This is a genomic window from Staphylococcus ureilyticus (assembly GCF_025558845.1).
GTDB classification, from domain to species: Bacteria; Bacillota; Bacilli; order Staphylococcales; family Staphylococcaceae; genus Staphylococcus; species Staphylococcus ureilyticus.
Genome location: NZ_CP094825.1, coordinates 977,854 through 1,003,336 on the forward strand (window position 1 = coordinate 977,854; position 25,483 = coordinate 1,003,336).

General features: G+C 32.9%; 17 protein-coding genes and 2 pseudogenes. 18 read left to right on the forward strand and 1 reads right to left on the reverse strand.

Features of this window, described 5'->3' with window-relative positions; genetic code table 11:
* Window positions 1-8: 8 nt before the first annotated feature.
* From MUA21_RS04745 to MUA21_RS04780, 8 genes are all read left to right on the forward strand, one after another.
* On the forward strand, window positions 9-1,709 hold the full coding sequence (locus MUA21_RS04745) for a proline--tRNA ligase (RefSeq protein WP_107525973.1): 1,701 nt from the start codon (window positions 9-11) through the stop codon (window positions 1,707-1,709).
* 384 nt (window positions 1,710-2,093) lie between these two features.
* A complete protein-coding gene (locus MUA21_RS04750) occupies window positions 2,094-6,410 on the forward strand; it encodes a PolC-type DNA polymerase III (RefSeq protein ID WP_262561978.1) in 4,317 nt (1,438 codons plus the stop codon).
* A 207-nt stretch (window positions 6,411-6,617) separates the two neighbouring features.
* A complete protein-coding gene (gene rimP, locus MUA21_RS04755) occupies window positions 6,618-7,085 on the forward strand; it encodes a ribosome maturation factor RimP (protein WP_046208630.1) in 468 nt (155 codons plus the stop codon).
* Between the two features lie 23 nt (window positions 7,086-7,108).
* The gene (nusA, locus tag MUA21_RS04760; RefSeq protein ID WP_046208629.1) at window positions 7,109-8,305 is read left to right on the forward strand and encodes a transcription termination factor NusA; all 1,197 of its coding nucleotides are present in this window, start codon (window positions 7,109-7,111) and stop codon (window positions 8,303-8,305) included.
* Between the two features lie 16 nt (window positions 8,306-8,321).
* A complete protein-coding gene (gene rnpM, locus MUA21_RS04765; RefSeq protein ID WP_046208628.1) occupies window positions 8,322-8,606 on the forward strand; it encodes an RNase P modulator RnpM in 285 nt (94 codons plus the stop codon).
* The gene (locus MUA21_RS04770; protein ID WP_046208627.1) at window positions 8,603-8,920 is read left to right on the forward strand and encodes a L7Ae/L30e/S12e/Gadd45 family ribosomal protein; all 318 of its coding nucleotides are present in this window, start codon (window positions 8,603-8,605) and stop codon (window positions 8,918-8,920) included. The genes rnpM and MUA21_RS04770 overlap by 4 nt, the downstream gene beginning before the upstream one ends.
* Window positions 8,921-8,924: 4 nt before the next feature.
* Window positions 8,925-11,039, forward strand: a complete 2,115-nt coding sequence (gene infB / locus MUA21_RS04775; protein ID WP_107525971.1) for a translation initiation factor IF-2 — start codon at window positions 8,925-8,927, stop codon at window positions 11,037-11,039.
* Between the two features lie 316 nt (window positions 11,040-11,355).
* Entirely contained in the window at window positions 11,356-12,351 is a 996-nt protein-coding gene (locus tag MUA21_RS04780; protein WP_225309919.1) for a hypothetical protein, read from the forward strand.
* Window positions 12,352-12,418: 67 nt separating this feature from the next.
* Here MUA21_RS04780 and MUA21_RS04785 read toward each other — a convergent pair whose 3' ends face one another.
* A complete protein-coding gene (locus MUA21_RS04785; RefSeq protein ID WP_262561979.1) occupies window positions 12,419-13,291 on the reverse strand; it encodes an HTH domain-containing protein in 873 nt (290 codons plus the stop codon).
* Window positions 13,292-13,714: 423 nt separating this feature from the next.
* On the opposite strand from MUA21_RS04785, the gene rbfA reads away from it, so the two are divergent.
* The 10 genes and pseudogenes from rbfA to yfmF all read left to right on the forward strand — a co-directional run bounded on the left by rbfA (window position 13,715) and on the right by yfmF (window position 25,481).
* The gene (rbfA, locus tag MUA21_RS04790) at window positions 13,715-14,059 is read left to right on the forward strand and encodes a 30S ribosome-binding factor RbfA (protein ID WP_019468695.1); all 345 of its coding nucleotides are present in this window, start codon (window positions 13,715-13,717) and stop codon (window positions 14,057-14,059) included.
* Window positions 14,060-14,185: 126 nt separating this feature from the next.
* Window positions 14,186-15,103, forward strand: coding sequence for a tRNA pseudouridine(55) synthase TruB (truB, locus tag MUA21_RS04795; protein WP_107525969.1), 918 nt, complete (start codon window positions 14,186-14,188; stop codon window positions 15,101-15,103).
* A 13-nt stretch (window positions 15,104-15,116) separates the two neighbouring features.
* Window positions 15,117-16,088, forward strand: a complete 972-nt coding sequence (locus tag MUA21_RS04800) for a bifunctional riboflavin kinase/FAD synthetase (RefSeq protein ID WP_107525968.1) — start codon at window positions 15,117-15,119, stop codon at window positions 16,086-16,088.
* A gap of 107 nt (window positions 16,089-16,195) precedes the next feature.
* Window positions 16,196-16,465 (forward strand): 30S ribosomal protein S15, encoded by a 270-nt coding sequence (gene rpsO, locus MUA21_RS04805; protein ID WP_019468698.1) that lies wholly within the window; start codon window positions 16,196-16,198, stop codon window positions 16,463-16,465.
* 155 nt (window positions 16,466-16,620) lie between these two features.
* Window positions 16,621-18,729: a polyribonucleotide nucleotidyltransferase gene (gene pnp, locus MUA21_RS04810; protein ID WP_046208621.1), complete on the forward strand. Its 2,109-nt coding sequence runs from the start codon at window positions 16,621-16,623 to the stop codon at window positions 18,727-18,729.
* A gap of 352 nt (window positions 18,730-19,081) precedes the next feature.
* Entirely contained in the window at window positions 19,082-20,755 is a 1,674-nt protein-coding gene (rnjB, locus tag MUA21_RS04815) for a ribonuclease J2 (protein ID WP_046208620.1), read from the forward strand.
* 277 nt (window positions 20,756-21,032) lie between these two features.
* Window positions 21,033-21,908 (forward strand): annotated as a pseudogene (locus tag MUA21_RS13320) (DNA translocase FtsK 4TM domain-containing protein); the annotation flags it as partial.
* Between the two features lie 105 nt (window positions 21,909-22,013).
* A pseudogene (locus MUA21_RS13325) lies at window positions 22,014-23,468 on the forward strand (DNA translocase FtsK); the annotation flags it as partial.
* Window positions 23,469-23,470: 2 nt separating this feature from the next.
* Entirely contained in the window at window positions 23,471-24,184 is a 714-nt protein-coding gene (locus MUA21_RS04825) for a GntR family transcriptional regulator (RefSeq protein ID WP_107525967.1), read from the forward strand.
* A gap of 10 nt (window positions 24,185-24,194) precedes the next feature.
* Entirely contained in the window at window positions 24,195-25,481 is a 1,287-nt protein-coding gene (gene yfmF / locus MUA21_RS04830) for an EF-P 5-aminopentanol modification-associated protein YfmF (RefSeq protein ID WP_262561984.1), read from the forward strand.
* Window positions 25,482-25,483: the final 2 nt, after the last annotated feature.

Here is a 25,483-nt window from a genome sequence, read left to right on the forward strand (position 1 = left end):
GCATGTAAATGAAACAATCTAAAGTATTTATACCAACGATGAAAGAAGTACCTGCAGCAGCTGAAGCTTTGAGTCATAGACTTTTGTTAAAAGCAGGATTAATCAAACAAAGTACGAGTGGCATTTATAGCTATTTACCGTTAGCTGCTAAAGTTTTGAATAACATTGAAAGTATTGTAAGACAAGAAATGGAACGTATCGACGCTGTGGAAATTTTAATGCCAGCGTTACAAAAAGCAGAACTATGGGAAGAATCCGGTCGTTGGAGTGCATATGGTCCAGAATTGATGCGTTTGAAAGACAGACATGGTCGTGAGTTTGCACTTGGACCAACACATGAAGAACTTATAACATCTGTAATCAGAGATGAACTTAAATCATATAAACAATTACCACTTACTTTATTCCAAATACAATCTAAATTTAGAGATGAAAAACGCCCGCGCTTTGGATTGTTACGTGGTCGTGAATTTATTATGAAAGATGCATATTCATTTCATGCTGATGAGACTTCATTAGATGAAACATACCAAGATATGTATCACGCATATGACCGCATATTTAAACGTGTCGGAATAAATGCGCGACCAGTAGTTGCAGATTCAGGTGCTATTGGTGGCAGTCATACACATGAATTTATGGCTTTAAGTGAAATTGGTGAAGACACAATAGTTTATAGTGAAAATAGTGATTATGCAGCTAATATTGAAAAAGCTGAGGTTGTATATCATCCTAATGAAAAGCATGATGAGGTAGCGTCATTAACAAAAATAGAAACACCTCAAGTACATACAGCACAAGCATTAGCAACATTTTTAGAAAAACCACTGGATGAAATCACAAAATCCATGGTATTTAATGTTGATGGTGAATTTATTATGGTACTTGTACGTGGTCACCATGAAATTAATGATGTGAAATTAAAAGCGTTCTTTGGTACGGATCACATCGAATTAGCTACAGAAGATGAAATTAAAAATTTATTAGGTGCATCTCCTGGTTCACTTGGTCCTATTTTCGATAAAAATATCAAAGTATATGCTGATAATTTTATAAAAGATTTAAATAATATTGTTGTAGGTGCTAATGAAGATGGTTACCATTTATTGAATGCAAATGTAGGGCGTGACTTTGAAATCGAAGCTTATGGAGACTTTAGATTTATTTTAGAAGGAGAACCTTTAGCTGATGGATCAGGTGATGCTAAATTTGCCGAAGGAATTGAAGTTGGGCAGGTATTTAAACTTGGTACTAAATATTCTGAAGCAATGAATGCAACATTCCTGGATAATCAAGGTAAAGCTAAACCTTTATTAATGGGATGTTATGGTATAGGTATTTCTAGGACTTTAAGTGCGATTGTTGAGCAAAATAATGACAAAAATGGTATTATATGGCCGAAATCAGTAACGCCATTTGATTTACATTTAATTACAATCAATCCTAAAAAAGAAGAACAACGTGAATTGGCTGATCAATTATATAAACAATTAAAAGAAACATATGATGTACTTTATGATGACCGTAAAGAACGTGCAGGTGTTAAATTTAATGATGCCGATTTAATAGGATTACCAATTAGAGTAGTAGTTGGTAAAAATGCTGCTGAAGGTATCGTAGAAGTTAAACGACGTGATACAGGTGAAAGTGAAGATGTTCAAATTGATAACTTAAATAGTTATATTAATGACTTATACCTAAGTATATAAGTCAACAGTCAACTTAAAAAAGTGATTGCTCTCATATACGTTGCTAAAATTAAGATGTAAGTTAAAGCCTTAATACGCATATACTTTATATAAATGCATATCATTGCTAAAAGTATTAGATGAAACTTTTAGTTTAACCTGTACTTTAATGTTTGATCACCCTTAATTAGTGAGCGGGAAAGCGAAATCGAATGAATCATGTTTGATTTCATTCCCGCTCTTATTTATGATAAGAAACCATAATGTAAAAATAGTAAAGTTTAAGTATTAGAAATTAAAGGTTTTACGTTATAAGATAGATAATGTACAAAATACATACGCGACAGTTAAAGAAATTATATGAATTAGTAACGTAGTGTAATTAATAGTAAGGTGGTTATCGTCATGTCAATGACAAATCAAGAAAAATTCAAGATCTTAGCTGATCAAATTAAAATTGCAGATCATTTGGATCCAGAAATTTTAGCACAAAGTGAATTAACGCGTGTAGATGTTAAAACAACTGATCGTACCTGGGTATTTCAGATAACATTTCCATATTTTTTACCATTTGAAGACTATCTGTTATTTATGAATGCAATTACTGAAGAATTTAAAACAATCGCTAAAGTGGATTGTAATTTTACAATCGCAAATAAAGCGAATCAAGATGAATATGCATTGAAATACTTTAGTTATTGCATTGACCAAACAAAATTATCACCTAAAGTAAAAGGTCAGCTTAAGCAAAAACGCTTAATTATGTCAGGGGATGTGCTCAAAGTCATGTGTCAGAATGATATAGAGCGAGATCATTTTGACAAAGCGTGCAATGGAAGTTTGATTAAAGCATTTCAACAATGTGGTTTTGCAATCAGTAGTATCATTTTTGAAACAGACCATACATCAAATGGAGACGACTTGGCATCGTTAGAAGCACACATTCAACAAGAAGATGAGCAAAGTGCACGTGAAGCCACTGAAAAGTTAGAAAAGATGCGTGCTGAAAAAGCTAAACAACAAGATAATAATGAAAGTACTGTAGCTAAATGTCAAATTGGAAAACCAATTCAAATAGAAAATGTAAAACCTATTGAATCGATTATTGAAGAAGAATTTAAAGTTGCAGTTGAAGGTGTTATCTTTGATATTAATTTAAAAGAATTGAAAAGTGGACGCCATATAGTAGAACTAAAAGTTACAGACTATACAGACTCCTTAGTATTGAAAATGTTCACTAGAAAAAATAAAGATGATTTAGCTCATTTTAAAGCTCTCAGTGTCGGTAAATGGGTTCGAGCACAAGGTAGAATAGAAGAAGATACATTCGTACGTGATTTAGTCATGATGATGTCTGATATAGAAGAAATAAAAAAAGCAGTTAAACAAGATAAAGCAGATGAAAAACGCGTAGAATTTCACTTGCATTCGTCCATGAGTCAGATGGACGGCATTCCGAATATAAGTGCATATGTAGAACAAGCAGCTAAATGGGGTCACAAAGCTATTGCAATTACTGATCATAATGTGGTTCAAGCATTTCCAGATGCGCATGCTGCAGCAGAAAAAAATGATATTAAAATGATTTATGGCATGGAAGGCATGTTGGTCGATGATGGTGTGCCCATAGCGTATAAGCCTCAAGACATTGATTTAAAAACTGCAACATATGTTGTTTTTGACGTTGAAACAACAGGTCTATCTAATCAGTATGATAAAATTATCGAACTCGCAGCTGTAAAAGTACAAGAAGGAGAAATTATTGATAAGTTTGAACGTTTTAGTAATCCACACGAACGTTTATCTGAAACAATCAAGAATTTAACGCATATCACAGACGATATGCTCGTCAATGCACCTGAAATTGAAACTGTTTTAACCGAGTTTAAAGCGTGGGTCGGTGACGCGATATTTGTAGCACATAATGCATCATTTGATATGGGGTTCATTGATACCGGTTATGAAAAAACTGGCCTAGGCGCATCAACTAACGGTGTGATAGATACACTTGAACTTTCTAGAACCATCAACACTGAATATGGAAAACATGGTCTGAACTTTTTAGCTAAAAAATATGGTGTAGATTTAACACAACATCACAGAGCGATTTATGATACTGAAGCAACAGCTTATATTTTTATAAAGATGTTAAAACAATTAGAAGAAGCAGAAGTTTATAATCATCAAGATATTAATAAGTCTTTATCAAATGAAGACGCTTATAAACGTGCTCGCCCAAATCACGTAACACTTATTGTGCAAAATCAACAGGGCTTAAAGAACTTATTTAAAATAGTAAGCGCATCTTTAGTTAAATATTATTATAGAACACCTAGAATTCCACGTTCACTTTTAGATGAATATCGAGAAGGTATTCTTGTTGGTTCCGCATGTGATGAAGGTGAAGTATTTACTGCAGTAATGCAAAAAGACCAATCTCAAGTGGAAAGAATAGCAAAATACTATGATTTTATTGAAGTACAACCACCTGCATTATACCAAGATTTAATAGATAGAGAATTGGTGAGAGATAATGAAACATTACATGAAATTTATCAACGTCTCATCCAAGCTGGAGATGTGAATGATATACCTGTTATTGCAACAGGAAACGCGCATTATCTAAATGAACATGATGGTATTGCACGTAAAATTTTAATAGCGTCACAGCCAGGTAACCCGTTAAATCGTAGTACTTTACCTGAGGCGCACTTTAGAACAACGGATGAAATGTTAGATGAATTACATTTCTTAGGTGAAGCAAAAGCACATGAATTAGTTGTGAAAAATACAAATGACTTAGCAGACCGTATCGAACGCGTAGTTCCGATAAAGGATGAATTGTATACGCCCCGCATGGAAGGTGCTAATGATGAAATACGAGATATGAGTTATGCTAACGCCAGAGCATTGTATGGTGAAGATTTACCACAAATTGTAATTGACCGATTAGAGAAAGAGCTTGAAAGTATCATTGGGAATGGTTTTTCTGTGATATATTTAATTTCACAAAGACTGGTTAAAAAATCATTAGATGACGGTTATCTAGTTGGATCACGTGGCTCTGTAGGTTCGAGTTTTGTAGCGACAATGACTGAAATTACAGAAGTTAACCCATTACCTCCACATTATATTTGTCCAGAATGTAAAGAAAGTGAGTTCTTTAACGATGGATCCGTTGGTTCTGGTTTTGATTTACCAGATAAAAAATGTGCCACATGTGGATGTGATTTAATTAAAGAAGGCCAGGATATTCCTTTTGAAACTTTCTTAGGTTTTAAAGGTGATAAGGTTCCTGATATCGACTTGAACTTTAGTGGTGAATATCAACCACAAGCTCATAATTATACAAAAGAATTATTTGGTGAAGATAAAGTATTTCGTGCAGGTACAATTGGTACGGTGGCTGAAAAAACAGCTTTCGGTTTTGTGAAAGGATTTTTAAATGATCAAGGTATTCACAAAAGAGGCGCTGAAGTTGATAGACTCGTAAAAGGTTGTACTGGTGTAAAACGTACAACAGGACAACACCCTGGAGGCATCATCGTTGTACCAGATTATATGGATATCTACGATTTTACACCTGTTCAATTTCCGGCAGATGATCAATCATCGGCTTGGATGACGACTCATTTTGATTTCCATTCAATACATGATAACGTTTTGAAACTGGATATATTAGGACATGATGATCCGACGATGATTCGTATGCTGCAGGATTTATCAGGTATTGATCCTAAAACGATACCTGTCGATGATAAGGAAACTATGGGTATTTTTAGTTCGCCAGAACCTTTAGGTGTAACTTCAGAACAAATTTTATGTAAAACTGGAACATTTGGTGTGCCAGAATTCGGTACAGGATTTGTGCGCCAAATGTTAGAAGATACCAAGCCAACTACATTTTCAGAGTTAGTAAGAATATCTGGATTATCACATGGTACGGATGTTTGGCTAGGTAACGCACAAGATTTAATACGCTCAGGAACTTGTGATTTATCAAGTGTTATTTGTTGTCGTGATGATATTATGGTTTATTTAATGTATAACGGTTTAGAGCCTTCACTCGCCTTCAAGACAATGGAATTTGTACGTAAAGGTAAAGGGCTAACTGACGATATGGTTGAAGCAATGGTAGACAATGAAGTGCCAGATTGGTATTTAGATTCATGTAGAAAAATTAAATACATGTTCCCTAAAGCCCATGCGGCAGCATATGTATTGATGGCAGTACGTATTGCGTATTTCAAAGTTCATTATCCACTTTATTATTATGCAAGTTACTTTACGGTACGTGCATCTGATTTTGATTTAATTTCAATGATTAAGGATAAAGAAAGTATTCGAAATACAGTAAACGATATGTATTCTCGTTATATGGATTTAGCAAAAAAAGAAAAAGATACATTAACCGTATTAGAAATCATGAACGAAATGGCGCAACGCGGTTATCGTATGCAACCAATTAGTTTAGAGAAAAGTAAAGCATTTGATTTTATCATTGAAGGTGATAGTTTGATTCCGCCATTTATCGCTGTTCCTGGATTAGGTGAAAACGTTGCACAACGTATTGTTGAAGCACGCGAAGAAGGACCGTTTTTATCAAAAGAAGATTTAAATAAAAAAGCTGGGTTGTCACAAAAAGTCATCGAGTATTTAGATGAACTTGGTTCATTACCTAACTTGCCAGATAAAGCACAATTATCAATATTTGATATGTAATCGAGCAATATATTGGTAGGCATGGAATAAAAAATGTTAAATGTATAAAATTTTGATATTAGTTATTGTCATACTATATGAAAATATATAGTTGTTTGTATAGGAAATAAACATATGGTATAATAATGTTGCTTAAAAAATTAGACTCAGGCAGGAAGAGTGGGCGTTATACCCGCTCTTTTCTATTTGCCAAAAAAGGAGGTCAGTATGAGTAAAGTAACTGAGCAAGTTGAATCAATTATTCAACCCGTCCTTAACGACTTAAATTTTGAATTAGTTGAAGTCGAATACACAAAAGAAGGAAAAGATTACTTCTTAAGAGTATCCATTGATAAAGAAGGTGGCGTCGATTTAAACGATTGTGCCTTAGCTTCTGAAAAGATTAGTGAAATTATGGATGAAGAAGATCCTATTCAAGAAATGTATTATTTAGATGTAGCTTCTCCAGGTGCTGAAAGACCTATAAAAAAAGAAAAAGATTTCCAAAATGCTGTTACAAAACCAATATACGTTTCTTTATATGCGCCAATTGAAGGTGGAAAAGAATGGTTAGGTATCTTAAAAGAAGTAACAAGTGAAACGATTATTATGGAAGTAAAAGAAAAGTCAAAGAAGAAACAAGTTGAAATTCCAAGAAATAAAATCGCTAAAGCACGTCATGCTGTAATGCTTTAATGTGATGAGGAGGATGATAAGTCGTGTCAAGTAATGAATTATTATTAGCAACTGAATATTTAGAAAAAGAAAAAAAGATTCCAAGAGAAGTATTAATTGATGCAATTGAAGCAGCGCTAATTACTGCATATAAAAAGAACTATGACAGTGCAAGAAGTGTACGCGTTGAGTTAAACATGGATGAAGGTACATTTCATGTAATTGCTCGTAAACAAGTCGTAGAAGAAGTAATGGATAATAGAGAAGAAATCGACTTAAGTACAGCGCTAGTTAAAAACCCAGCATATGAAGTTGGTGATATATACGAAGAAGATGTAACACCAAGTGACTTTGGGCGTGTAGGTGCACAAGCTGCGAAACAAGCAGTAATGCAGCGTTTACGTGATGCTGAACGTGAAATATTATATGATGAATTTATCGATAAAGAAGATGATATTGTTAATGGTCTTATTGATAGAGTAGATCACCGCTATGTTTATGTTAATTTAGGACGTACAGAAGCTGTATTATCTGAGGCTGAAAGAAGCCCTAATGATAGTTATATTCCTAATGAAAGAATTAGAGTGTATGTCAATAAAGTAGAGCAAACGACAAAAGGACCGCAAATTTACGTTTCTCGTAGCCATCCAGGATTACTCAAACGTTTATTTGAACAAGAAGTACCAGAGATTTTTGACGGTACAGTCATTGTAAAATCTGTGGCACGTGAAGCAGGAGACCGCTCTAAAATCAGTGTTCATTCAGATAACCCAGATATCGATGCAGTAGGTGCATGTGTGGGTGCTAAAGGTTCTCGTGTTGAAGCGGTTGTAGAAGAATTAGGTGGCGAAAAAATTGACATTGTTCAATGGAATGAAGATCCGAAGGTCTTTGTTAAAAATGCTTTAAGTCCATCTCAAGTACTACAAGTGATTGTTGATGAAGCAAACCAATCAACTATTGTAGTTGTGCCTGATTATCAATTATCATTAGCGATTGGTAAGCGTGGACAAAACGCACGTTTAGCTGCGAAATTAACTGGTTGGAAAATTGATATTAAATCAGAAAGTGATGCTAGAGCTGAAGGTGTTTATCCGACAGACGAAGCACTAGAAATAGAAGAAGATGAAAATATTGAACAGGATACAAACATTGATTTGGAAGATGTGAATATTGAAACGCATGACTTAAAAACGGATGATGAAACAGATAGCATAGATGAAGATGACGCTGAAAAATAATTTGGAGTGAGCTTTTATGAAAAAGAAAAAAATTCCAATGCGTAAATGTATACTTTCAAATGAAATGCATCCAAAAAAAGATATGATTCGAGTTGTTATTAATAAAGAAGGCGAAATTTTTGCTGATGCTACAGGAAAACAACAAGGTCGTGGTGCATATGTATCAAAAGATGTTAAATTAGTAGAAGATGCACAAAAACAAGGTGTATTAGAAAAATACTTTAAAGTTGATGCAGAAACTCTAGATCCTGTATATAAGGAAATTATACGTCTTATTTATCGCGAAGAGATACCTAAATGACTATAGAGAAAATCGTAAATTTTTTAGGTTTAGCAATGCGTGCTGGAAAAGTAAAAACAGGTGAATCGGTCATTTTAAATGACATTAAGAAAAATAGGTTAAAGCTCGTAATTATTGCAACTGATGCTTCTGAAAATACAAAGACAAAGTTTCAGAGCAAGTGTGAAAGTTACCATATATCATTTCGCATATTTGGAACAAGAGCTGAATTAGGACAAGCTTTAGGTAAAGCAGAACGAGTTAACATTGGAATCACTGATCAAGGCTTTGCTAAAAAGTTAGTGTCAATGATAGATGAATATCGTAAGGAGTGACTATATGAGTAAAATAAGAATTTACGAATACGCCAAAGATTTAAAATTAAAAAGTAAAGATATTATAGATGAGTTAAAGAAAATGGACGTTGAGGTAACGAGCCATATGCAAACGTTAGAAGATGACCAAATCAAGGCATTAGATAAGGTTTATAAACCAGAGAAATCGAATGCATCAGAAAATAAACAACAAGGTCAAAATCAACAAAAACCATCAAATAACAAGTCTAATGCTAATAAAAAAGATAATAATCAAAACAACAAAAATAACAACAAAAATAACAACAAAAATAACAACAAAAATAAGAAAAACAGCAAAAACAACAACAAAAATAAACAAACTAAACAAGAAGAACCAAAAGAAATACCTTCACACATCACTTATCAAGAAGGTATCACAGTTGGAGAACTTGCTGAAAAAATCAATGTTGATTCTTCAGAAATAATTAAAAAGTTATTCTTATTAGGCATCATGGCTAACATAAATCAAGCATTAGATGATGAAACTTTAGAATTAATTGCTGATGATTATGGTGTTGAAGTTGAAAAAGAAGTTGTTGTTGATGAAGAAGATTTATCAATTTACTTTGATGATGAATCTGAAGATGAAGATGCAGTAGAAAGACCAGCAGTTGTTACTATTATGGGACACGTTGATCATGGTAAAACAACGTTATTGGATTCTATCCGTCACACACAAGTAACAGCAGGTGAAGCTGGTGGTATTACACAACATATCGGTGCTTATCAAATTGAAAATGATGGCAAAAAAATCACTTTCCTTGATACACCAGGACATGCTGCATTCACAACAATGCGTGCACGTGGTGCGCAAGTAACTGATATTACAATTTTAGTTGTAGCAGCAGATGATGGTGTAATGCCTCAAACGATAGAAGCAATCAACCATGCCAAAGAAGCGAACGTACCAACGATTGTAGCAGTCAATAAAGTTGATAAACCAACTGCTAACCCTGATCGAGTAATGCAAGAATTGACAGAATACGGTTTAATTCCAGAAGATTGGGGTGGCGATACAATTTTCGTACCGCTTTCTGCTTTAAGTGGCGATGGTATAGATGATTTAATAGAAATGATTGTGCTTACATCTGAAATTCAAGAACTAAAAGCAAATCCTGCTAAAAAAGCAGTAGGTACAGTGATAGAAGCAGAATTAGATAAGTCACGTGGTCCATCTGCATCACTTCTAGTGCAAAATGGTACACTGCATGTTGGAGATGCTTTGGTTGTTGGTAATACGTATGGTAGAATTCGTGCGATGGTTAATGATTTAGGACAAAGAATTAAATCTGCAGAACCGTCTACGCCTGTTGAAATCACAGGTATTCATGATGTACCACAAGCTGGGGATCGTTTTGTTGTGTTTAAAGATGAGAAACAAGCAAGACGTATTGGTGAAGCACGTCATGAAGCTAATGTTTTACAACAACGTCAAGAAAGTAAGAGCGTTTCACTAGATAATTTATTTGAACAAATGAAACAAGGTGAAATGAAAGATTTAAATGTCATCATTAAAGGTGATGTTCAAGGTTCTGTCGAAGCACTTGCAGCTTCACTAATGAAAATTGAAGTAGAAGGCGTTAATGTTCGCATAATTCATACTGCAGTAGGTGCGATTAATGAATCTGATGTAACTTTAGCGAATGCGTCAAATGGTATCATCATCGGCTTTAACGTAAGACCGGATACTGGTGCCAAACGTGCAGCCGAAACAGAAGGTGTAGATATGAGATTACACCGTGTTATTTATAGTGTTATTGAAGAAATAGAAGCTGCAATGAAAGGCTTACTAGATCCAGAATATGAAGAACAAGTGATTGGCCAAGCAGAAGTGCGCCAAACATTTAAAGTTTCAAAAGTGGGTACAATAGCTGGTAGTTATGTCACAGATGGTAAGATTACGAGAAATGCGGGTGTCCGTGTTATCAGAGATGGTATCGTCCAATTTGAAGGTGAACTGGACACATTAAAACGTTATAAAGACGATGCAAAAGAAGTAGCTCAAGGCTATGAATGTGGTATTACGATTGAAAAATATAACGACCTAAAAGAAGGCGACATAATAGAAGCTTTCGAAATGGTTGAAATTAAAAGATAAAGACAGTTATCTTAAGAAAATACAAAAATTTTAAACCGTAGGCTAATTTATCATGTTAGCTTACGGTTTTTTTATTTTAAATATGTTATCTTTTGGGTAAGAGAAGGTGTGGCTTTGAAGCATTTGAAAAAATTGTTTATTTTTATAATTTAATATAATGTTTTGTTTTAAGTGCATAGTTACTTGTAAAATTAGCCATTTATTAAGCATTGTAAACCAGTTAAAAATTTTTTAGTAAAATTGCTTGTTATTTCAATATGGACACTAACTGTCTATGTACTTAATTAAACTTAGCATAAATAGGAGGTTATAAGTGATGAGTGAATATTTAAAAGAAATAAATGAATTTTGGCAAGAATACTTGGATCAATATAACTCTATTTATGATTTAGAAACTTTAAATGAAATCAGAGAAAGACATGACATGACTGCTTTTCTACACCCTCAAGATTTAGCATATTTAAAAAGAAATTTTGGTGAAGATTTTAGTAACATACCAAGATTTAAAAAGTTGATTGATTTTGCAAATGGAAAAGTAAAAATCAATAAGCATAGACAACGAATTGTCCAAAATGAAGCAGAATTAAGTCCAGCCATAGCAAGACCGTATTTTGGAAATCCTGAAAGAGCAGATATTGTAATATTGAAAAAAAAGGCGGAAAATGATTTTATAATTAATGATCCTACCTTACCAGATGATATGGTAGTACATTACCGTAATAGAATATTGCAAGACATACAAGGTAAATTGAATTTAAACGGTCATAAGGTATTTATTCCTTATATAGATCATCATTGTTGGTTTAAGAAATATATATATAGTAACGGATCAATTTTGAAGCAATTCAATATTAATCCCAATAGAGTGATGGTTATGAATTTCTTTCCATATCAAACTGGTCATACAGCAGGTATACCAAAAGATTTTTTAACATTTAATCATTATCTACCGTCACAAGTTATGAATTTTGAACTCTTACTAAAAATTATAAATGATGATAAGCGTCGAATTTATATTGTTAGTGAAGAAGAACTCTTTATTTCAATCTTTAAAAATTTTACTAATAGTGATTTACATCAATATCTTGTTGACAATTTGTTTGTGCTTTCATCTAAACAGAATAGACATATTACAGCATGTAATGTATTGAGTTATAAAGAGCATATTAGACGTTTAAAAAAGAAAGAGTCATTGAATAAAATAGATTATTATAAGTGGAATCAGCAACAAAAGAAAGAGCGAGAGCTAGGGAATTCAGATTTTATAAGAAAGCTTAAAGCTATTCAATATAAAGAAGCATTACCGCGTTAGTAAAATTGAACTGACTAAAAAGGTAACTTTCATTTCAAATGATATGAAAGTTACCTTTAATATGTAGTTAAATATGATAATGCTTGAATAATGATTTGATTTGATTTTTAAAATCTTCTACATAATGATCTGGTTTTAATAAAATGATTTCTTGTGGATATTCATATGCTAAATTTAGGCATTCGTTTTTTGAGATTATGAGTTCTGCTTCAATAAATGCTTCATTATTTTGTGAATTTAGTACTATAAATTGCCGTTGAATTTGTTCCCATATGGAAGGGAGAAATTTCATAATGACTGTTGGAACTTGCAGAAAGATATTTTCATCAAATGCTTCATCATATTGCTCGATATCATGTATTGAGTTTAAATCTTGTGTAAAAATTTCGTGTTGATATATATAAGTAATCCAATATTTATTTTTGAAATATCTTGTGTATACCGGTACGACTTTATACGTTTGATTGTCAACATCATTTAGCAATATAATCTGTTTGTTTTGTATAGCAAGTTGAATTTTATAAATAAGTGTTGATTCTGTTAATTCGTGATTGATTGTAAATTGATTAAGTAATGTATTAGATAAAAATTTTTCAGCTAGATTCGAATCACTGTTTAGCCCTTTAATTAAATTGTAGGTATCGATATGAATGTGAGGTGTGAAATTTTTCATCCTAAATAGCAAGTTAAGTAACCGATTATTTTTAAATTTATAGCGATCTATACTAATGCGATGTCGGCCTATATTATTTTCATAAACAATCCTTGCATTTAGCCCTTCCCATTCATGGTCTTCATATAAAAAGTTATTTATATCACTAAAATCTCGTTGTATGGACCTTACATTAACGTTTAATTGTTGTGCAAGTTCTTCTTTGCTTAATTTTTTTCCGTTAAATAGACGAGTGAAAATATAAAGTAGTCTTTCTGATTTATCCAAGTATACACGCTCCTTATCATTTCAATAGAAAAATTCATTTTTTATTAGTTTGAATTATAGCATGATACTTTCTATAATGTGTAAAACATTATAAAATAAATTAAAAACTTAAATGATATTAAAGTAGTGACTTTTTATAAAATTAAACTTAGTTTTTCATAAATGATCATTGTATTTAAAAAACAAAAATGTAATAAAGTTTCATTTTATAACACTTTGGAAATATAATTGTGCCTAACTGTTATGAAATCATGTTTAATTGTTTCAGAGCTATTACCTTTTTGAGTTATAATGAATTTGTAATTAAATTTTTAAACGTAAAAAAGAAGGAAGTTTGTTTGACGTTGTGAAATGAACTGTCATATAATCTTTAAGTAAGATAAATATACATGTATGAATGATATTTGTGAGGTGAAATATAATATGAATATGAGAGCTGAACGTGTTGGCGAACAAATGAAACAAGAAATTATGGATATTGTTAATAATAAAGTCAAGGACCCTAGAATTGGTTTCCTAACAATAACAGAAGTTCAATTGACGAATGATTTATCTATTGCAACAATTTATTTAACTGTACTTGGAAATGATAAACAAATTGATGATACGTTTAAAGGTTTAGAGAAAGCGAAAGGTTTTATAAAATCTGAAATTGGTTCAAGAATGCGCTTAAGAATTGTTCCAGATTTAAAATTTGAATACGATGAATCGATAGACTACGGTAATAAAATTGAAAAGATGATTCAAGATTTACACAAAAATGATTAATTTTAAAAGCTGAAACAAATACCCATTGAGATATTTGTTTCAGCTTTTTTATAACCATTTATTTATTGAGACGTGTTAATATAAATAAGGAATGATATTAAAAGGACGATTGAAGGTGACATTAAAATGTATAACGGTATTTTACCTGTTTATAAAGAACGTGGTTTAACAAGCCATGATGTTGTATTTAAATTAAGGAAGATTTTAAAAACAAAAAAGGTTGGACACACTGGTACATTAGATCCTGAAGTATCAGGTGTATTACCCATATGTATAGGTTCAGCAACAAAGGTAAGCGATTATATTATGGAAATGGGAAAGACTTATTTTGCAACTGTATATTTAGGGTTTAGTACAACTACAGAAGATCAGACAGGTGAAATTTTAGAAAAAAAGCACATTGAGGAAAATACACTTATAGAGGCGCAGATTGATAGCGCAATAGCACGTTTTGAAGGTGTCATTACGCAAATTCCTCCAATGTATTCATCAGTAAAGGTGAATGGTAAAAAGCTTTATGAATATGCAAGAAAAAATGAAACAGTCGAAAGGCCTTCAAGAGAAGTTGAGATTTACGATATTAAACGAGCGTCTGATTTAAGATTTGAAAATCGAGGTTGTCAATTTGATATCAGAGTAAAGTGTGGTAAGGGTACTTATATTAGAACGTTGGCAACAGATATAGGAAAGATGCTTGATATACCAGCACATATGTCAAAGTTAACAAGAATACAAAGTGGTGGGTTTGATATTGAAGATAGCCTTTCAATCGAACATGTACAATCACTACATGAGCACGAAACATTACAAGAAAATCTTTTTCCGATAGAATATGGTTTGAGAGGTTTGAAAAAAGTCAATATTTCAAACGAAAATCAGAAAAATAAAATATTGAATGGTCAAAAATTTAGTAAGAATGAATTTGATCAGTCTATTAACACGTTGGTTGTGATGTTTGACACAAAAGAAAATAGGGCATTAGCAATTTACACACCACATCCTGATAAACCTTATGAAATAAAACCCAAGAAGGTATTTAACTAAAGGAGAAATAACCATGAAAGTAATTGAAGTAACTCATCCGATTCAAGAAAATCAGTATATATCAGAAGATGTAGCAATGGCTTTTGGTTTTTTTGATGGCATGCATAAGGGCCATGCAGAGGTATTTGATACTTTAGAAAAAAAGGCAGAGGCATCGAATTTAAAAAAAGCTGTAATGACATTTGATCCACATCCTTCTGTTGTGTTAAACCCCGAACTTAAACGTACAGATTACTTAACACCGATTCAAGATAAAATAGAAATATTAGATTCATACGGTATTGATTATTGTATCGTTATTAACTTTTCATCTAAATTCGCCAATGTAAGTGCCGAAGAATTTATAAGAGAATATATCATTAATAATCATGTAAAAGAAGTGGTTGCAGGATTTGACTTCACTTTCGGCAAATTTGGAAAAGGAAACATGATGATTTTAGATGAAATGACGGAATTTAATACGACTATCGTGAGTAAACAAGAGCTCGAATCGGAAAAAATTTCTACAACAGATATTAGAAAATCACTCAAAACAGGAGACTTACAAAAAGCTAACGATGAACTTGGATATCGATATCGAATTAAAGGTATGGTTGTACAAGGCGAAAAACGTGGGAGAACAATTGGCTTTCCCACTGCGAATGTAGAGCCAAGTGGAGATTACGTTTTGCCTAAAAATGGCGTTTATGCTGTGAGTATGAAAATAGGTGCAGATGATAAAGTTTATCGTGGAGCTGCCAATGTTGGCGTCAAACCCACATTTCATGATCCGTCTAAAGCGCAAGTTGTAATAGAAGTTAACCTGTTTGACTTTCATGAAAATATATATGGTGAGCGTGTTATCGTTTATTGGCATCATTATTTAAGACCAGAAGTTAAATTTGATGGTATAGATCCTTTGGTTGAACAAATGAATAAAGATAAAGAAAAAGCGAAATATTTACTTTCTGTTGATTTTGGTGACGAAATATCATATAATATTTAAGTCTGATGTGTTAAACACACATACTAGGCACCTTTATCTTGGCAGTTCGAGACTCCGACGTTTTGCTCGGATAAAGGCGCATAAAAATAAAAAGGAGGAAATTGACTATGGCAATTTCACAAGAACGTAAAAATGAATTAATTAAAGAATATCGCACACACGAAGCGGACACTGGTTCTCCAGAAGTACAAATCGCTGTGTTAACTGCAGAAATCACTGCATTAAACACTCACTTACGTGAACACACGAAAGACCACCATTCACGTCGTGGATTATTAAAAATGGTAGGTCGTCGTAGACACCTATTAAACTACTTACGTAGCAAAGATATTCAACGTTACCGTGAATTAATTAAATCATTAGGTATCCGTCGTTAATCTTTAGACGTATATTTATCGGGAAAGAACCTTTGGGGTCTTTCCCTTTTTTATAATTTTTGCATTTATAATTATACATTAAACTATATACTAATATAAATCTTTATTAATAAATGATATGATAGGATTAACAGATAAATGAGAGGAGATTCGTAATGTCTCAAGAAAAAAAAGTTTTCAAAACCGAGTGGGCAAATAGATCTTTAACGATTGAAACGGGACAATTAGCCAAACAAGCAAACGGTGCAGTACTTGTTAGATATGGTGATACAGTCGTTTTATCTACTGCAGTAGCATCGAAAGAACCACGAGATGGTGATTTTTTCCCATTAATGGTTAACTATGAAGAAAAAATGTATGCTGCAGGTAAAATACCTGGTGGCTTTAAAAAACGCGAAGGACGTCCAAGTGATGAAGCCACGTTAACTGCACGTTTAATTGATAGACCCATTCGACCACTGTTCCCTAAAGGTTACAGATATGACGTTCAAATTATGAATACAGTATTGAGTGCTGATCCAGATTGCTCTCCTGAAATGGCAGCAATGATAGGTTCGTCAATGGCATTAAGTGTTTCTGATATACCTTTTCAAGGTCCAATAGCAGGTGTAAACGTTGGTTATATAGATGGTGAATATGTGATTAACCCTACCGTTGCACAAAAAGAAGTATCTAGACTCGATTTAGAAGTAGCTGGTCATAAAGATGCGGTGAATATGGTAGAAGCTGGTGCAAGTGAAATTACAGAAAATGAAATGCTTGAAGCGATTTTCTTTGGACATCAAGAAATTCAACGTCTAGTTAGCTTCCAAGAAGAAATTATCGACCATATTCAACCAGAGAAAAAAGCATTTATTCCTGTTGAAAAAGATGAATCACTCGTTGCCAATGTAAAATCATTAACTGAATCATATGGTTTGAAAGAGGCCGTATTAACATTTGACAAGCAACAAAGAGATATTAATTTAGATGAACTTAAAGAGAAGGTTGCATCAGAATTTGTTGATGAAAATGATGACGAAAATGAAGCATTAATCAAAGAGGTCTACAGTATATTAGATGACTTGGTTAAAGAAGAAGTTAGACGTCTCATTGCAGAAGAAAAAATTAGACCAGATGGTCGTAAAACAGATGAAATTCGTCCATTAGAATCTGAAGTAGGTATTTTACCAAGAGCACATGGTTCAGGTTTATTCACAAGAGGACAAACTCAAGCACTTTCAGTATTAACATTAGGGTCAATGAGTGAATACCAAATCTTAGATGGTCTTGGTGAAGAAGAACAAAAGCGTTTTATGCATCACTATAATTTCCCAAATTATTCAGTTGGTGAAACTGGTCCAGTTCGTTCACCTGGTCGACGTGAAATTGGACATGGTGCGTTGGGAGAACGTGCGCTTAGCCACATCATTCCAGACGTTAAAGATTTCCCATATACTGTGAGAATAGTGAGTGAAGTATTAGAATCAAACGGTTCATCATCACAAGCTTCTATTTGCGGGTCCACATTAGCGTTGATGGACGCAGGTGTTCCAATCAAAGCCCCAGTTGCGGGTATTGCCATGGGATTAGTGACACGTGACGATAGTTATACGATTTTAACAGATATACAGGGCATGGAAGATGCGCTTGGAGACATGGACTTTAAAGTAGCAGGTACATCGGAAGGTATTACAGCTATACAAATGGATATCAAAATTGATGGTTTAACTAAAGAAATTATTAAAGAAGCGCTTGAACAGGCTCGAGAAGGTCGTTTAGCCATATTAGATCATATGTTAAAAACAATTGATACGCCACGTAGTGAACTTAGTGCTTTTGCACCTAAGGTTGTTACGATGTCTATTAAACCTGAAAAAATTAGAGATGTCATTGGTCCTGGTGGTAAAAAAATCAATGAAATCATTGATGAAACGGGTGTTAAATTAGATATCGAACAAGATGGAACGATATTTATTGGTGCAGTAGATAAAGATGCGATTGAAAAAGCACGTAGTATCATAGACGAAATCACACGAGAAGCGGTAGTTGGAGAGGTATACAATGGTACAGTTAAACGTATTGAAAAATATGGTGCCTTTGTTGAATTATTCCCAGGTAAAGACGCACTTGTACACATTTCGCAAATTGCTAATGAGCGCATTGATAAAGTAGAAGATGTGTTGAAAGTAGGAGACACATTTAAAATTAAAGTTACAGAAATTGATAAACAAGGTAGAGTAAATGCTTCGCATAAAGCATTACTATCTAATCATTCTAAATAATGTTTATTGCTAGAGACTGGTAAAATGATGAGAACTGCTTACAATAGAATTATTTTAATTCTATTGTAGAAAAGTTCAAGTCAGTTCACTGGTTTCTTTTTTTAATGTTTGAGCTAGTCTAATAAAAAATATTAAGTCAAAAGTTAAATATATATTTGAAAATGCACATTAAAAAGTGCGATTAATACGACATTACGCTCCTGAGAAAAATTTTTAAATAAATACAAATCCTCCAATGATATATTTTAAAACAACTAAAGAACTACTTTAATAGTGTACATAAGGCCTATTTTCACTTATAATAAACTATGAGTTTATATATGGACGGGTAATTTAAATAGGAGGTAACATTTTGAGTTTAATTAAGAAAAAAAATAAAAATATTCGTATTATCCCTCTCGGAGGCGTTGGGGAAATTGCGAAAAATATGTATATCGTTGAAGTAGACGATGAAATGTTTATGTTAGATGCGGGACTGATGTTTCCAGAAGATGAAATGTTAGGTGTAGATATTGTTATTCCTGATATTCAATATGTGATAGAAAATAAAGAGAGATTAAAAGGTATATTCCTAACGCACGGGCATGAGCATGCGATAGGAGCTGTAACTTATGTGCTTGAACAAGTTGATGCACCTGTTTATGGATCGAAATTAACAATTGCATTAATCAAGGAAAATATGAAGGCGCGCAATGTTAATAAGAAAGTTAGATATTATACTGTTAATAATGAATCAATTATGCGCTTTAAGGGTGTTAATGTCACATTCTTTAATACTACTCATAGTATTCCAGATAGTTTAGGTGTTTGTATACACACTTCATATGGTGCGATTGTTTACACTGGAGAATTCAAATTCGATCAAAGTTTACAAGGTCATTATGCACCAGATTTGAAAAAGATGACTGAAATTGGACAAGATGGTGTGTTTGCGTTAATCAGTGATTCTACTGAGGCAGAAAAACCAGGTTATAATACACCTGAAAACGTGATAGAATCTCATATGTATGATGCGTTTACAAAGGTGAAAGGTAGATTAATCGTTTCATGTTATGCATCTAATTTTATTCGCATTCAACAAGTTTTAAACATTGCACAAAGGTTAAATAGAAAAGTATCTTTCCTAGGTCGTTCGTTGGAAAGTTCGTTTAATATCGCTAGAAAGCTTGGCTATTTTGATATTTCTAAGGATCTACTAATACCAATTAATGAAGTGGAAAATTATCCCAAAAACGAAGTGATTATCATTGCTACTGGTATGCAAGGAGAACCTGTTGAAGCTTTAAGTCAAATGGCTCAAAAGAAACATAAAATCATGAATATTGAAGAAGGAGATTCCGTCTTCTTAGCAATTACTGCATCTGCTAATATGGAAGTGATTGTTGGAAATACGTTAAATGAACTCGTTCGAGCAGGCGCAGAAATCATTCCAAACAGTAAAAAAATTCATACATCAAGTCATGGTTGTATGGAAGAGTTAAAAATGATGATTAATATCATGAAACCTGAGTATTTCATCCCAGTAAATGGTGAATTTAAAATGCAAATTGCCCATGCCAAGTTAGCTAATGAGGCAGGCGTCCAACCAGAAAAAATATTCTTAGTGGAAAAAGGCGATGTAGTAAACTACGATGGCGAAGAAATGATTTTAAATGAGAAAGTTAATTCTGGCAATGTGCTCATTGATGGTATAGGTGTAGGTGATGTTGGTAACATCGTATTACGTGACCGTCATTTACTTGCTGAAGATGGTATTTTTATCGCAGTCGTAACGCTAGATCCTAAGAATCGTAGAATTGCTGCTGGTCCAGAAATTCAATCTCGTGGTTTTGTTTACGTAAGGGAAAGTGAGGCTTTATTAAATGAAGCTGAAGAAAAAGTACGTGAAATCGTTGAATTAGGTTTACAAGAAAAACGTATTGAATGGTCAGAAATCAAGCAAAATATGCGTGATCAAGTAAGCAAACTACTTTTTGAAAATACAAAACGCCGTCCGATGATTATTCCGGTAATTTCTGAAATTTAATAATTTCTATTCTAAAATAAAGAGGTTAAGACAGACGCTTTGGTAAAGTTATTTAAAAGTACATTGTATATATGTTATATCTAAACAAATTATATACAACCTTTAAATATACTGGAGCGAATAATGTCTTACCTCTTTTATGTTATTATAAGTATGTAATAAAATGATTTTATAGTATTTAAAAGCATATTTATTATGTGTATTTTCACTTGTAATTAAAATACACATTTATGGTTCATATACATATTGAAAAAACAGAGTTGAAAAGAAGGTGTGAATGTTGGCACAAACAAGAAAGAGCTCAACAACAAAGAAAAAAACATCGAATACGAAAAAGAAAACCGCAAATAATAAAAAGAAGAAAAGTGATAGTCCGTTAAGATATATTATTGCGATAGTGATTTTTATTGCTATCATCCTTGGTGTTTTTCAATTGGGTATTATAGGCACCATGATAGATAGTTTCTTCAATTACTTATTTGGTACAAGTAGGTATTTAACTTATATATTAATCTTGATTAGTACTGTATTCATTACTTATTATAAAGCGTTACCAAAGACAAGACGTACCACTGGCGCATTTGTTTTACAAATTGCATTGTTACTTGTGACTCAAATAGTATACTATTTCATGCATAGAGCACAATCGCTCAGAGAGCCTGTGCTATCATATGTTTATAAATCTTATGAACATACGACATTTCCAAATTTTGGTGGAGGCTTATTTGGACATTACTTATTGGCATTATTGATACCTCTTATTTCAATTGTCGGAGTGATTATTGTAACGATATTATTAATCGCTTCTAGTTTTATCTTATTGACAAAACAAAGACATAGAGATGTATCTAAAGTTGCTTTTGAAAAAATGAAAATAAAAAGTCAGGATGCTTCTGCAAATCTTAAAGAGCGTCGCAAAGAAAATAAAATTAAGAAAGATGCTAAAGCACGTATAAAAGCAGAAAGAAAAGCTGAAAAAGCAGCTGAGCAATCACAATCTCAAAATAACGTTAAAGATGTCACTGATTTACCTGAGATTAGTAGCAACACGACTGAGCAACAATCAATTCCGATTTATGGTCATAACGATTATAAAGATGAAGATATTCAACAAGCACAACCTCAAAATAAAAGGTCTAAACGCGTTTTTGATCAAAATAATCAAAATGCGGCGAAGCAAATGAATCAAGAAGATAATGGAATTACAGAGCAACCTTTAAACGAATTAGAAGAAAGTGAAGTATATGATAAAGATGCAGCTTCTAATTCTATATCTGAGGCAGGAGAAGTAGAAAACGAAGCCTATAAAATACCACCATTAACGTTATTGAAACAGCCAGCTAAACAGAAATCAACTTCTAAAGCTGAAGTGCAGAAAAAAGGGCAGTTGTTAGAAAACACTTTAAAAAACTTTGGTGTAGATGCTAAAGTCACTCAAATTAAAATAGGTCCAGCAGTGACACAATATGAAATACAACCCGCTCAAGGTGTTAAAGTAAGTAAGATTGTTAATCTTCATAATGATATTGCGTTAGCATTAGCAGCTAAGGACATACGTATCGAAGCACCAATACCTGGCCGATCTGCTGTTGGTATAGAAGTACCAAATGATAAGATTTCACTTGTTTCTTTAAAAGAAGTGTTAGATGAAAAATTTCCAGCTTCGAATAAATTAGAAGTAGGACTAGGTAGAGATATTTCAGGTGACCCAATCACAGTAGAACTTAACAAAATGCCTCATTTACTTGTAGCAGGTTCTACAGGAAGCGGGAAATCTGTTTGTATCAATGGTATTATTACAAGTATCCTATTAAATGCAAAGCCACATGAAGTTAAACTTATGTTAATTGATCCGAAAATGGTAGAATTAAACGTATACAATGGCATCCCTCATTTGCTCATACCTGTTGTAACCAATCCTCATAAAGCATCACAAGCTTTGGAAAAAGTAGTTGCAGAAATGGAAAGAAGGTATGACTTGTTTCAACATTCTTCTACTAGAAATATTGAAGGTTATAATGAAGCGATTAGAAAGCAAAATGAAGCGTTAGATGAAAAGCAATCAGAATTACCATATATTGTCGTGATTGTAGATGAGTTAGCAGATTTAATGATGGTTGCTGGTAAAGAAGTAGAAAACGCAATTCAAAGAATTACACAAATGGCACGTGCTGCTGGTATTCACTTAATAATCGCAACACAACGTCCATCCGTTGATGTAATTACTGGTTTAATCAAAAATAATATTCCGTCTAGAATTGCCTTTGCTGTGAGTTCACAAACTGATTCTAGAACAATCATTGATAGTGGCGGAGCAGATAAATTACTTGGTAAAGGTGATATGCTTTATGTCGCTAATGGTGGATCAACTAGAACAAGAGTTCAAGGTGCGTTTTTAAGTGACCAAGAGGTTCAAGACATCGTAAATTATGTCGTAGAGCAACAAAAAGCGAATTATGTAAAAGAAATGGAACCTGATGCCCCAGTTGAAAAATCAGAAATGAAGAGTGAAGATGCCTTATATGATGAAGCGTATTTATTTGTAATTGAACAACAAAAGGCAAGTACATCGTTATTGCAAAGACAATTTAGAATTGGTTACAACCGTGCTTCTAGATTGATGGATGATTTAGAACGTAATCAAGTAATTGGACCACAAAAAGGTAGTAAACCTAGGCAAATACTTGTGGATTTAGATAGTGATGAGGTGTAAATATGGAAGTAACTTCTGTTTATAAAGTAAAAGAATGGCTGATTCAAGAGATAAGTACGAGAGGATTGAAACCGGGAGATGCTTTACCTAGTAATCTTGCGGTTGCTAGAAAATTAAATGTTAAAACAGATGATGTATACGATGCAGTTGATGAACTAATTACTGAGCAAGTGCTATCTAATAATTTAGAAGAAGGTGCAAGTGTGAAAAAGCTGCACCCATTCTTCTATCCATTAGATGAGTTGGTTAGTATTAGTAAAATGATAGAAGATCAAGGGTATCATGCGAGTACAGAATTTATAAATTTAGACGAAAAACCTGCGACCTCTTTAGATGCTAAAAGATTAAATCTTCCTGAAAAGGCGTTGGTGACAATTATTGAACGTGTGAGAATGGCTGACCGCATGCCAGTTGTTTATTGTTTGGATAAGCTACCAGCTGAAGATTTAACATGTGCAGAGTATCAAAATAGTGATGAATCTTTGTTAAATGCTTTGGAATATTATGCTTCGAAAAAAGTGGCATATGCAGAAACTGAGATTGAAGCTATTGGTTATGAACCACATATTTCGGATATTTTAGATGCTTCTCCACATGAAGGACTTATGTTATTGAAATTAATTCATTATGATAAAAATGATCAACCAATACTTTATTCTTTTAATTATTTCAAAAGTAGTTTAGTAAAATTTAAAACGGTTAGAAATAGTATATAATAACAAAATTATGAAAGTGAGGTTTGACAATTTGAAAATTAATGAACAACAAAATAATTTGCATATTAATGTGTTACCAATAACAAAGTTCAAAACGACCACAATTACTTTAAAATTTATGGCACCATTAGATAGTGAAACCATGACAGCTCGATCAATTCTCAGTAAGTTACTCGTGCGTGCTACAAAAAAATGGCCAACAGACAAGGCGTTTAACCGTCATCTTTCAGAATTGTATGGTGCGTATGTTAATAGCTTTGTCTCAAAATTTAAAGACAAACATGTCATCACAATATCATTGGAATTAGTGAATGAACGCTATCTTACTGATCAAACCCCATTATTTGAAAAAGGTTTAGATTTGTTGAGAGAAATGATTTGGAATCCTTTAGTTGTTAATGATCGTTTTGACGAAAACTTCGTTTCACAGGAAAAAGCTTTATTAACTAAAAAATTAGAAGCAATGGTTGATAATAAATCTCAAATATCTTTTTTAAATTTATTGAAGTATATGTTTGGTGAACAACCATATCGTCACCTAGCTTCAGGACAAGTAGATTACATAGCAGATATTTCACCTGAAAATTTATATCATACATATCAATCTATGCTACACAACGACTATTGTGCTGTTTATGTCGTGGGTAATGTAGATGAACAAGAAGTAAAATCTCAAATCAAAACTTATTTTGATATAAAACCATTCCAATTCAAACAATCTCATGCGACGCCAGTGCCACAAGCAGATAATGTGCCACAAGAAATTATTGAGACAGATGAAGTGGATCAAGCTAAATTAAATATTGGATTTAAATTGCCTGTACAATTTGGAGATAAACAATATTTTGCAAGTGTTGTTTTTAATACTATGTTTGGCGGAGACCCATCTTCCGTTTTGTTTAACGAAGTACGAGAAAAACAAAGTTTAGCATATTCAATTCATTCCCAAATAGATGCAAAAAATGGTTTTATGTTTGTTCTTAGTGGTGTTTCATCTGACAAATATGAAGTAGCGAAAGATACAATTATTGCGGAATTTGAAAAGTTCCAACAAGGTCAATTTAGCGAAGAAAAATTAGAACTTGCTAAAAAGATTATTATTTCACAGCGTCAAGAGTCATATGACCGTCCTAAACGCATCATAGAGATATTAAATAATAATATTCTATTAGAACATGATATATCAGAGGAAGCATACATTAAACACATTCAAGATGTGGATTATGATGAAATCATAGATTTAGCAAAAAATATAGAACTCAATACAATCTATGTTTTAACGAAAGGGGATAATTAATA